11 protein-coding genes are annotated in these 11,011 nt (G+C 71.4%); 6 read left to right on the top strand and 5 right to left on the bottom strand.

Annotation, left to right across the window (positions count from 1 at the left end):
* The coding region (locus tag IE317_RS41800; RefSeq protein ID WP_191316890.1) for an APC family permease at nt 1-749 on the bottom strand (749 nt) is incomplete at its 3' end.
* A gap of 80 nt (nt 750-829) precedes the next feature.
* Here IE317_RS41800 and IE317_RS41795 point away from each other — a divergent pair.
* The 4 genes from IE317_RS41795 (at nt 830) to IE317_RS41780 (ending at nt 3,560) form a co-directional block, all read left to right on the top strand.
* Nucleotides 830-1,582: a GntR family transcriptional regulator gene (locus IE317_RS41795; protein ID WP_191316889.1), complete on the top strand. Its 753-nt coding sequence runs from the start codon at nt 830-832 to the stop codon at nt 1,580-1,582.
* A 45-nt stretch (nt 1,583-1,627) separates the two neighbouring features.
* Nucleotides 1,628-2,137: a hypothetical protein gene (locus IE317_RS41790; protein ID WP_229903201.1), complete on the top strand. Its 510-nt coding sequence runs from the start codon at nt 1,628-1,630 to the stop codon at nt 2,135-2,137.
* 84 nt (nt 2,138-2,221) lie between these two features.
* Nucleotides 2,222-2,737, top strand: a complete 516-nt coding sequence (locus IE317_RS41785) for a hypothetical protein (RefSeq protein WP_444859555.1) — start codon at nt 2,222-2,224, stop codon at nt 2,735-2,737.
* Nucleotides 2,738-2,894: 157 nt separating this feature from the next.
* Nucleotides 2,895-3,560 (top strand): hypothetical protein, encoded by a 666-nt coding sequence (locus IE317_RS41780; protein ID WP_191316888.1) that lies wholly within the window; start codon nt 2,895-2,897, stop codon nt 3,558-3,560.
* Nucleotides 3,561-3,612: 52 nt separating this feature from the next.
* Here the strand turns inward: IE317_RS41780 and IE317_RS41775 are convergent, their stop codons facing one another.
* The 4 genes from IE317_RS41775 to IE317_RS41760 all read right to left on the bottom strand — a co-directional run bounded on the left by IE317_RS41775 (nt 3,613) and on the right by IE317_RS41760 (nt 9,362).
* Nucleotides 3,613-5,265, bottom strand: coding sequence for a fumarate hydratase (locus tag IE317_RS41775; RefSeq protein WP_191316887.1), 1,653 nt, complete (start codon nt 5,263-5,265; stop codon nt 3,613-3,615).
* An 849-nt stretch (nt 5,266-6,114) separates the two neighbouring features.
* The gene (locus IE317_RS41770) at nt 6,115-7,149 is read right to left on the bottom strand and encodes a sigma-70 family RNA polymerase sigma factor (RefSeq protein WP_229903200.1); all 1,035 of its coding nucleotides are present in this window, start codon (nt 7,147-7,149) and stop codon (nt 6,115-6,117) included.
* Nucleotides 7,150-7,437: 288 nt separating this feature from the next.
* A complete protein-coding gene (gene dtd / locus IE317_RS41765) occupies nt 7,438-7,863 on the bottom strand; it encodes a D-aminoacyl-tRNA deacylase (RefSeq protein ID WP_191316886.1) in 426 nt (141 codons plus the stop codon).
* Complete coding sequence (locus tag IE317_RS41760) at nt 7,860-9,362, bottom strand: DUF7782 domain-containing protein (RefSeq protein WP_191316885.1); 1,503 nt, start codon at nt 9,360-9,362, stop codon at nt 7,860-7,862. The genes dtd and IE317_RS41760 overlap by 4 nt, the downstream gene beginning before the upstream one ends.
* Before the next feature lie 28 nt (nt 9,363-9,390).
* Between IE317_RS41760 and IE317_RS41755 the strand changes: the two genes are divergently transcribed.
* Nucleotides 9,391-10,656 carry an amidohydrolase gene (locus IE317_RS41755; RefSeq protein WP_191316884.1) on the top strand — a complete coding sequence of 422 codons (1,266 nt, stop codon included), beginning with the start codon at nt 9,391-9,393 and terminating at the stop codon, nt 10,654-10,656.
* Between the two features lie 17 nt (nt 10,657-10,673).
* Nucleotides 10,674-11,009 carry a DUF3099 domain-containing protein gene (locus IE317_RS41750; RefSeq protein WP_191316883.1) on the top strand — a complete coding sequence of 112 codons (336 nt, stop codon included), beginning with the start codon at nt 10,674-10,676 and terminating at the stop codon, nt 11,007-11,009.
* Nucleotides 11,010-11,011 lie beyond the last annotated feature (2 nt).

Genomic DNA, 11,011 nt, shown 5'->3' with positions numbered 1-11,011 from the left:
CTCGCGGCGAGCGCGGCCGGGCCGAGCCGGACGAGCAGCAGCACCGCCAGCGCGGCGTAGACGACGAGGGTGATGCCCAGGGCGAGCGGGATGGCGCGGGGGATGGTGCGAGCCGGGTCGCGGACCTCCTCGCCGAGGGTGGCGAGCCGCGCGTACCCGGCGAAGGCGAAGAAGAGCAGTCCGGCCGCTTCGAGCACGCCCCCGCCACCCGGCCAGGCGACGAGCGGGCCGCCGCCGGACGGCCCGGCGGCCATCGCCACTCCCGCGACCGTGAGCACGAGCAGGGTGCACGACACGATCACCCGGGTGGCGAGCGCCGACCGGTGCACGCCGAAGTAGTTGACGGCGGTGAGCGCGGCGACCACCGCGACCGCGAGGAGGCTCCGCCACGGCTGCCCGAGCCCGGGCGCGGCGTAGGCGACGACGGTCAGCGTCATCGCGGCGCAGCTCGCCGTCTTCCCGGTGACGAATCCCCAGCCGGCCAGGTATCCCCAGAATTCACCGAGCCTTTCCCGGCCGTATACGTAGGTACCGCCGGATTCCGGGTGAATCGCGGCCAATCGCGCCGAGGACATCGCATTGCAGTAGGCGACGACGGCCGCGAGGACCAACGCGATGAGCAATCCGGCCCCCGCCGCGCGCGCCGCGGGGGCGAACGCGGCGAACACACCGGCCCCGATCATCGAGCCCAGGCCGAGGAAAACGGCGTCGCCGAGGCCGAGCCTGCGGGTGAGGGAAGTCGGGGGCATCCGGGTGATCCTCCAGCTGTCGGCCGTGTTGCGTGCCACAGCGAACCACGGCGCACGGGAAACCGAATAGGGTCGATTCCGTGCCTGCCCCTGCGCGCCATTCCCGCCTGTCCGCCGACGGTCCCGTCCTCGACGGGATTCCCGAACACGGCCGTGTCCCGCGCTACTACGCGGTCAAGGTCGAACTGCTGGCGGTGATCGCGGAACTCGGCGAAGGTGCGGTGCTGCCCACGGAACGGGAATTGTGCGAACGGTTCGAAGTGTCGAGGGCGACCGTACGGCAAGCGGTCGGCGAGCTGGTGCTCGAGGGCAGGCTCAGCCGCCGCCAGGGCAGCGGTACCTACATCGCCGGCCCGAAGCTCGTCCAGCCGCTGGCCACGGAGAGCCGGCGGCCGGGCATCCGGCCGGGCCGCCGCGCGATCACCCTGGAGCGGCGCGTGGCCGGCCGCGCACTGGCCGCCGACCTCCAGGTGACCTCCGACGCCGAAGTGTTCCACCTCGAGCGGGTCCTGCTGGCCGGCGACGAGCGCGTCGGGCTCGAGTCGACATATCTCCCGGCGGCGCGGTGCCCGGACCTGCTCGACGTGTTCACCCCCGAGCAGCCGTTGAGCGAGCAGCTCGGCATGGAGCCCGCCGGGGCGGAGGAGCGGGTCGAGACGGTACTGGCGACACCGCGCGAGGCCATGCTGATCGGGACGAACCCGGCGCTGCCCATGCTGCTGACCCACCGGATCTCGTGGGGCCCGGACGGAGTGCCGTTCGAGCGGGTGCGGTCGCTGTACCGGGGTGACCGGCTCAGCTTCACGACCCGCCTCGGGCGGCCCGCCGGCTAAGCGGCCCCGATGCAACCCGGGGCGCGTCCGCTCCGTCTGGCAGGTATGCGTACCACGGTGAAACTGCTGGGCGCGGGCCTGCTGCTGCTCACGGCGACGGCCTGCGCCGCGAATTCCGGGGCCGGCGCCCCGGCGGCGGGTCCGGGTTCGGAGCCCGGCACGCCCACGACCTCGACGAGCGCGCCCGATACGGCGACTCCCACAGTCGGCCCGCCGCCCTCCCCGACGGCCGGGCGGCCGACGCAGGGCATCGCGCCGGGCGACGACGTCGTCGCCGAGTCCCAGGTCGACGCCCGTGAGCTGCCGGAGGGATATCCGCGCAGCCTCACCCGCAGTCTCGACGGCCGGACGGTGATCCTGCAGGCCGAGGAGGGCGGCTGCCGCCGCATCTCGGCACACGTCGGCGAGCAGACGGCGCAGCAGGTGGTCGTGCTGGTCGCCGTCGGGTCGGCGCCGAAGGGCCAGATGTGCCCGGACTACATCAAGGAGATCAAGATCCCGCTCGCGCTCACGGCACCGCTGGGGACGCGCACGGTCGTCCTCCGCCGGGGCTGACCGCCGTCGACGCCGGGAGGGCGTGGCCGGCAATCCGGACGATTCCGGTGCAACCCCCGGCCGCCCCCGTTCCGTCTTGACGGCATGAGGTACTCAGCGAAGGTGGTCGGGACAGGCGCTCTCCTGCTGATGGTGACGGCCTGCGCCGGCCAGGACATGCCCACCAGCCGGCCCGCGGGATCGACCGGCAGCGTGTCGGTCCCCGCACCGGCGTCGCCGTCGCCGAGCGAATCCGTGCTGCCGGCGCCGCCGGAGCCGAACCCGCCGGGCAAGCCCCGGCTGACCGTGCCCGAGGGCAGCACCCAGGTCCCGGCGGACAAGATCGACGCGTCCGCGCTGCCCGCCGGGTTCCCCCGCGAGGTGTGGACGGCCAACGGCGGCACAGTGCTCAACATCCGCGCCCAGGAAGGCGGCTGCGGCCACGCGCTCGGCGAGGCGGCCGAGCAGGCGGGCGACCACGTCGTCGTGAACCTGAGCGAGACGAAGGCCCAGACCAATCAGATGTGCACGATGGACATCCGGTACCCGGTCGTCTCGGTCACCCTGGCCGCGCCGCTGGACCAGCGCACAGTGGTGCTCAAGACCATCCCGCCGAAGTAGAAAGGGCACTTTCACGTGAAAGTGCCCTGGTCCGGACCAGGGCCTGCGCGTGGTCCGCTCATCGTCGAAGTTGTCGAAAATTGTCAGGGCTCCCGCTGAACCGCCACCGTGACCGGCCCGTGTCCCGGGTGAGGTGGCGATCAGAGAGGAGGGGCCCATGCCCCGGTTGAGCAGTGGCCGGCACCGCAAGAAGGCGACCGTCGGATTGGCCGCGTTGCTGGGTGTTTCCGGTATCACCGCGACCGCCATCGCGCTGAGCAGTCCCGCGGGCAACGCGGCCGAAGCGCCCAAGGAGAACTGCGGTGGGCTCGACACCGCCCTGCAGAACAACCTGAACTTCATCGCGGGCCAGCAGGCGAACCCGGACGCGCAGTCGGCCGCGCGGATCGCCAACCGGCAGGCCGTGGTGGACCTGATCCAGCAGCGGCGGCAGGTGGCGGGCTGCACGGCGAACGTCGCGGCGAACAACGGTCAGGCCGCGGCGGCGCCGGGCAACTCCGGCAACGCCCCGGGCAAGGCGCAGGCGCCCGGGCAGCAGAAGAAGCAGGAGCAGCCGGCCACCGGTGGTGCGGTGGGCGAGGTCGTCTGCGCCGGTTCGACCGTGACGCTCTCGGGCGAGGGCGGCGCACCCGCCGCGTCGAGCAACCAGTTCCCGGCCGGGACGAAGCTGAAGGTGACCAACCTGGACAACTCGAAGTCCATGACGGTCGAGGTGACGTCGGTGTCGGGCAGCTGCACGCTGCTCAACAACGCGGCCTTCGAACAGGTCCGGGAGCCCGGCAAGTTCCTCATCCGGCGCGCGCGGATCGAGCGCGTCGGCTGAGCGAAGGAAAAAGGGGACACCGGCGGCGGGCCGGTGTCCCCTTTTCCGTGCGTCAGCGGAAGCTGATCTGCAGCACCGGATCGCCGGTGCTGGCGAAGAAGTCGTTGCCCTTGTCGTCGATGACGATGAACGCCGGGAAGTCCTCGACCTCGATCTTCCAGACGGCTTCCATGCCGAGCTCGGCGTACTCGAGGACGTCGACCTGCTTGATGCAGTCCTGCGCGAGCCGCGCCGCCGGGCCGCCGATCGAGCCGAGGTAGAAGCCGCCGTGCGCCTGGCACGCGTTCGTCACCTGCTTCGAGCGGTTCCCCTTGGCCAGCATGACGAGCGAGCCGCCGGCGGCCTGGAACTGCTCGACGTAGGAGTCCATCCGCCCGGCCGTGGTCGGGCCGAACGAGCCGGACGCGTAGCCCTCGGGCGTCTTCGCCGGGCCCGCGTAGTACACCGGGTGGTTCTTCAGGTAGTCCGGCATCTCCTCGCCGGCGTCGAGGCGCTCGGCGATCTTGGCGTGCGCGATGTCCCGCGCGACGACCAGCGGCCCGGTGAGCGAAAGCCGCGTCTTGACCGGCAGCTGCGAGAGCTGGGCGCGGATCTCGGCCATCGGCCGGTTGAGGTCGACGGCGACGACGTCGTCGGAAAGGTCTTCCTCGGTGATGTCCGGCAGGAACCGGGCCGGGTCGCGCTCGAGCTGTTCGATGAACACACCGTCGGCGGTGATCTTCGCCTTGGCCTGGCGGTCGGCGGAGCAGGAGACGGCGACGCCGACCGGGCAGCTCGCGCCGTGACGGGGAAGCCGGATGACGCGGACGTCGTGGCAGAAGTACTTGCCGCCGAACTGCGCGCCGATGCCGAACTGCCGGGTCATCTCCAGGACCTGCTGCTCGAGGTCGCGGTCGCGGAAGGCGTGGCCCAGTTCGGAGCCCTCCTGCGGCAGGTTGTCGAGGTAGCGGGCGGAGGCGAGCTTCGCGACCTTGAGGTTGAACTCCGCGGACATCCCGCCGACGACGATCGCGAGGTGGTAGGGCGGGCAGGCCGCGGTGCCGAGGCTGCGCAGCTTCTCGTCGAGGAAGCGGGCCAGCCGCTTCGGGTTCAGGACGGCCTTGGTCTCCTGGTAGAGGAACGTCTTGTTGGCGCTGCCGCCGCCCTTGGCCATGAAGAGGAACTCGTACGTCGGGTCCCCTTCCTTGTGGTACAGCTCGATCTGCGCGGGCAGGTTGGTGCCGGTGTTGCGCTCGTCCCAGAAGGTGACCGGCGCCATCTGCGAGTAGCGCAGGTTCAGCTGCTGGTAGGCGTCGAAGATGCCCTGCGAGAGGGCCCGCTCGTCGTCCCCGCCGGTGAGCACGCCTTCGCCGCGCTTGCCGATGACGATCGCGGTCCCGGTGTCCTGGCACATGGGGAGCACGCCCCCGGCGGAGATGGCGGCGTTGCGCAGCAGGTCCATGGCGACGAACCGGTCGTTGCCGCTCGCTTCGGGATCGTCGACGATGGCGCGCAGCTGCTGCAGGTGTGACGTGCGCAACAGGTGCTGGATGTCGGTGATGGCGGTGCGCGCGAGGGTGGTGAGCGCTTCCGGCGCGATCTTCAGGAAGGTCCGCCCGGCGGCTTCGACGGTCTCGACGCCTTCGTCGGTGACCAACCGGTATTCGGTGGTGGTGTCCTTGCCCAGCGGGAGGACTTCGGTGTGCTGAAACGTGGTGGACGGCACTGCCAGGCTCCTTTGCCAGCTCCGGGATCGGTCCACCTTATGCGGCGGGGAAGGGCACGCCGAAGAGGCATCCGGTCACTGTGGGCCACCCCACGCGGCCGCGAAACTTCCCCGCCCTCCCTGGGGGGCCGTGCCCTTGTCCAGCGTATCGGGGGCGGCCGACGAAAAGCCGGAAATCGCCGCCCGGCGGGCGACTTGTCCACATCCCCGTGCGGTTGTGGAGGCGCGTGGGCCCGCCACCCCGAAGCCCGATTGTGACGACGGACGGTGGTGCCGCGTCAAGGTGGGAAAGCGTGCCTTGACCCGGCACCACCGTCCGCGTTCTGGCTTCGGATCGGGGTGGCGGGGAGGTCTGGGTGCGGTGCCGGTGGCGTTGCCGGTCCGCCGACCGTTCCGGTACGCAGGCCGACCGCCTGGGTACGCAGCCCGACCCTCTGGGTACGCAGCCCGACCGCCTGGGTGCGGCCGCGCGGGCTGGGCGGACGCAGTGAATGACTCATTCCTTGCGTCGGACGTCAGGAATGAGTCATTCACTGCATCGGCGAGAAACGGCGGGAAGCTGGTCGGGAGGCCGGGTCCACCCCGACGGACCCGACCTCCCGGGGAAAGCTCCCGGATGCGTGCACACCCGGTTGCGAGGCCTGCGCCGGCACTTCGAGGCTGTCGTGACGCAGGTCATAAGTCAACGCCGCCGAACGGGTGCTGGCGGAGGGTTGCTACCCAGGCCTCCCCGCAGCGAAACCCGCTTTTCGTGGAAAATTTTCGTTCTCGATCGAACGCCTGGTCAGCGCGGTGCGGAAACGACCGAGGGCGGGTGCACCCAGTGCACCCGCCCTCGGACAAAAGCGATCAGCTGGCGTACGCGCGGAGCCGGTCGGCCCGCTCGCCCTGGCGCAGCTTCGACATGACCTCGCGCTCGATCTGGCGGACGCGCTCGCGGGACAGCCCGAAGTGCTTGCCGATCTGGTCGAGCGTGCGCGGCTGGCCGTCGTCGAGGCCGTAGCGGAGGCGGATCACGTGCTGCTCGCGGTCGTCCAGCGTCGCCAGGACGCGGCGCAGGTCGTCCTGCAGCAGGCCCGAGATCACGGCGCTTTCGGCGTCCGTGGCCTCCGAGTCCTCGATGAAGTCGCCCAGGGGAGCGTCTTCCTCGGTGCCGACCGGCATGTCCAGGCTTACCGGGTCACGCGAGTGGTCGAGCAGGTCCGAGATCTTGTGCGCCGGGATGCCCGACTCGGCCGCCAGCTCCTCGTGCGTCGCGTCGCGGCCGAGCTGCTGGTGCAGGTCGCGCTTGATGCGGGCCAGCTTGTTCACCTGTTCCACCAGGTGGACCGGCAGCCGGATGGTGCGGCCCTGGTCGGCCATGCCCCGGGTGATCGCCTGCCGGATCCACCAGGTGGCGTAGGTCGAGAACTTGAACCCCTTGGAGTAGTCGAACTTCTCCACCGCGCGGATGAGACCCAGGTTCCCCTCCTGGATCAGGTCGAGCAGCGGCATCCCCCGGCCGGTGTAGCGCTTGGCGAGCGAGACCACCAGGCGGAGGTTGGCCTCCAGCAGGTGGTTCTTGGCCACGTGGCCATCACGCACCAGCGCGGCCAGCTCGGTGCGGCGCTTGGCCGTGAGCTCCTCGGCGGTGTCCAGCATGTGCTGGGCGAACACGCCGGCTTCGATGCGCTTCGCCAGCTCGACCTCGTCGGCCGCGGACAGCAGGGCCGTCTTGCCGATGCCGTTGAGGTAGACGCGGACGAGGTCGGCGGCGGGGCTCTGGGCGTCGAGGTCGGCGTCGGTGAGCGCCCCCACGCCCAACGTCGACGGCTCCTCGGTCGTCTGAGCCGGGATGCGCTCGCGAATCCCGCGCGACTCGCGTTCGAGAGTCTGGACTGACATTCTGCCTCCCCGGTCACGGGCTGAACGTGCTGCTGCGGTCGTCCACCGGGTGCGTACCCGCGGACCGGGGCCTGTGGATCCCGGTACGCCGGTCCGGCCGGCTTGGCTGGACATCTGGCACAACGCTCCGGGTTCCCAAAACGTTCCCGGCTCGTCATAGGAGAAGACGGATGCCGGAGCGATCCGGTTGCTCGACCAATGCTGAGCTTTTGCTGAGAACGTTCCGTGACGGGGATACCTGAGAATTCCATGTGAATCCGGTCAGGAAATGAACCTGAGGCGAGTGGTCTAGACCTCCACCAAAACCGTGAACGGACCGTCGTTCACGCTCGACACTGCCATCATCGCCCCGAAACGACCGGTCGCCACGGTGGCGCCGCGGCCGCGCAGCTCGGCCACGACGGCGTCCACCAAAGGCTCGGCGACCTCCGGCCGGGCCGCCTGCGTCCACGACGGCCGCCGCCCTTTCTTCGTGTCGCCGTAGAGCGTGAACTGGCTCACCACGAGCAGTGGCGCATTCGCCGTGGCGCATGATTCCTCGTCGCGCAGCACCCGCAGTTCGTGCAGTTTGCGGGCCATCGTGACGGCCTTCGCCGGATCGTCGCCGACGTGGATTCCCAGCAGCACAAGCAAACCCGGCTCGTCGATCGCGCCGACGACCTCGCCGTCGACCGTCACGTCCGCCCGCGTGACGCGGGCCGCGACCGCCCTCACCGGCCCGCCGGGACGAGCATGCCGTGCCGGACGAGCTCCCGGACGACGGGCAGCGCGGCGGCCGCCAGTTCCTCCGGCGACAGGCCCTGCGCCGCCGCGAGGAGCTCGATCAGGTCCTCCAGGGGCAGCACGCCGCGGCAGCCCGCGAGCAGCCGCGTGGCCAGTTCGTCGACCTCGTGCTGCCAGCCCGGCCCGTCGGTGCGGTGCAGCCGCCGGACGGTCGTCGCCCAGCCCTCGTCACCGGGTTCTTCGACGCTTTCGAGCAACACCGTGTCCGGCACCACGAAACGGACATCCAGCAATGAATCACCCGATTCACGCAGCCATTCCACCCGGTCGAGCCAGCCGGCCGCTTCCGGGCCCAGCGGGTCGTCGTAGGCCTGGCGCAGGTCCTCGCACACGACGGTCGGTGTTCGCCCGGACGCCCGCCGCAGCGTGACGAACCCGAAGCCGATGCCGCGGACGTCGTTGGCGGCGAACCAGTCGAGCCACGCCGCCGCCTTCGCCCGGCCTTCGGGCGAACGCGGGTCGAGGCCGGCGTCACGCAGCCACGTGCCGACGTAGAGCGCAGGATCGGCGACGTCGCGCTGCACGAACCAGGCGTCGGTCTCGGCGGGCAGCCAGCGGCTCACCCGATCGGCCCAGTCCTCTTTTCCGGTGTGCAGCCAGGAGGCGAGCAGGTGCCCGGTGCCGCCGTCGGTGAGGAACCCCGGCAGCTGCCGCACGACCAGCGCGCTCGCGTCGTCGCCGGCCAGCCCGGAGTCGCGATAGGTGTAGTCCACCCGCGCCGGGCCGACCACGAACGGCGGGTTGCACACGACCTGGTCGAACTTCCGCCGCGCGACCGGCGCGAACCACTCGCCGCGGACCAGTTCGACGTCCAGCTCGTTCAGCCGGAAGGTCGCCGCGGCCAGGGCGAGGGCCCGCGAGGAGACGTCGGTGGCGGTGACGCGCTGGGCGTGCCGGGTCGCGTGCAGCGCCTGCACGCCGTTGCCGGTGCCCAGGTCGAGCAGGGTGCCGACCGGGCGGCGGCTGGTCGCGCGGATCAGCGACAGCGACGCGTGGCCGACGCCGAGCACGTGGTCCTCGGGGACGGTGTGGCCCAGCAGGTCGGCGTCGAGGTCCGACACGACCCACCACGAGCCCTCTTCGTCACCGTGCGGCCGGATGTCGAGGGCGGCCCGGTAGCCGCCGTCGACGGCCGCCAGCACGCCGGCGGCGACGGCGTCCTCGACCGCGAGCGGCGCGAGGGCGGCCTTGACCGCGGTCTCCGGTTCGGTGCCGCCCAGCAGGAACAGCCGGATCAGCGTGCCGAGGTCCCCCGCGTCCCGGGTCGCGCGCTCGGCGGGCACCGGCTCGCCGCGGCCCAGCGCCGCGTGCGCGGCCCCGCCGAGGGCCGCCACCACGCCGTCGGCGTCGTAGGAGGTGCGCCGGAAGGCCTCGCGCAGCCGCGCGCAGACGTCGTCGGACAGGGCGGGCAACTCGCTTCGCGTGCTCACGGTGGGTAATGCTGCCACGATGGCCCCCGTGACCCTTGAACGCGTCCTCGCCCCGCTCGACGCGGCGCTGCCCGAACTCGAAGCGCTGTACATCGACTTCCACCGGCACCCGGAGCTGTCCTTCGCCGAGACCCGGACGGCGGCCGAGCTGGCCCGGCGGCTGGAGGGCGACGGCTACGAGGTGCACACCGGCATCGCCGGCACCGGCGTGCTGGGCGTGCTGCGCAACGGCGAAGGGCCGGTGGTGCAGCTGCGGGCCGACATCGACGCGCTGCCGGTCGAGGAGAAGACCGGGCTGTCCTACGCCAGCACCGCCCGCGCCACCGACGAGCACGGCAACGACGTGCCCGTCATGCACGCCTGCGGCCACGACATGCACGCCACCTGGCTCTCCGGCGCCGCCGCGCTGCTCGCCAAGGGCCGTGACAGCTGGTCCGGGACGCTGCTGGTGGTGTTCCAGCCGGGGGAGGAGGGCGCGGGCGGCGCGGCGGCGATGGTTCGCGACGGGCTCTTCGACATCGCGGGCAAGCCGGACGTCGTCTTCGGCCAGCACCTGGTCCCCGGCCCGGCCGGCTGGGTGCTCACCCGGCCCGGCGTGATCATGGCCGCCACCGACACGCTGCGCGTCACCCTGCACGGCCGCGGCGGGCACGGCTCGCGCCCGGAGACCACCGTCGACCCGGCCGTGCTGGCCGCCTCCGTGGTGCTCAAGCTGCAGACGATCGTCTCGCGGGAGGTCGCCGCCACCGACTCGGCCGTGGTCACGGTCGGTTCGCTGCACGTGGGCACCGCGGCCAACGTGATCGCCGACGACGCCGTGCTGGAGGTCAACGTCCGGTCGTTCGACCAGGCCGTGCGCGAGCGGGTGCTGGCCGCGGTCGAGCGGATCGTCCACGGCGAGGCCGCCACGGCCGGCGCGCCGAAGCCGCCCGAGATCGAGCGGTCCGGCGCCTATCCGGTCACCGAGAACGACGAGGCCGCCAACGAGGCCCTCACCGAGGTCTTCCGCGGCCACTTCGGCGCCGACGTCGTGCTGCCGGCACCGCTGATCACCGGGAGTGAGGACTTCAGCGAGTTCGGCCGGGCGGCGGGCGTGCCGTCGGTGTTCTGGCTGGTCGGCGGCTTCGACCCGCAGACGGTGATCACGGCGATGACCGAGGGCCGGTTCGAGCGCGACATCCCGTCCAACCACTCGCCGCGGTTCGCGCCGATCCTGCACCCGACCCTGCGGACCGGCATCGAGACCCTCGTGGTGGCCGCGTTGAGCAAGATGCGTCACCCCGGTGTCGGATGAACCGCGCAAGTGGGACGATGGAAGGCGGAGGTGGTGCAGTGACCATGCCCGCCAACGACTCGGACCCGGTGCTGATCACCGGGGCGGCCCCGTCGTACGAAGAGCAGTTCGCCGCGCGCAAGCGCAAGTACGTCATCATGATGTGCTGCCGCATCCCGTGCCTGATCGCGGCCGGGCTGACCTACCACGTGTGGTGGCTGGCGCTGGGCTTCCTGGCGATTTCGGTGCCGCTGCCGTGGATCGCGGTGCTGATCGCCAACGACCGCCCGCCCCGCAAGTCGGAGAAGGTGAACACCTACCAGCGCGAGGCGAAGGCGATCGAAAGCACCAGCCACCGCGTGATCGACGGCTGAGC

It is taken from the genome of Amycolatopsis bullii (genome assembly GCF_014654205.1).
Classification (GTDB): domain Bacteria; phylum Actinomycetota; class Actinomycetes; order Mycobacteriales; family Pseudonocardiaceae; genus Amycolatopsis; species Amycolatopsis plumensis.
This window is presented reverse-complemented; position numbering and strand designations above follow the sequence as displayed.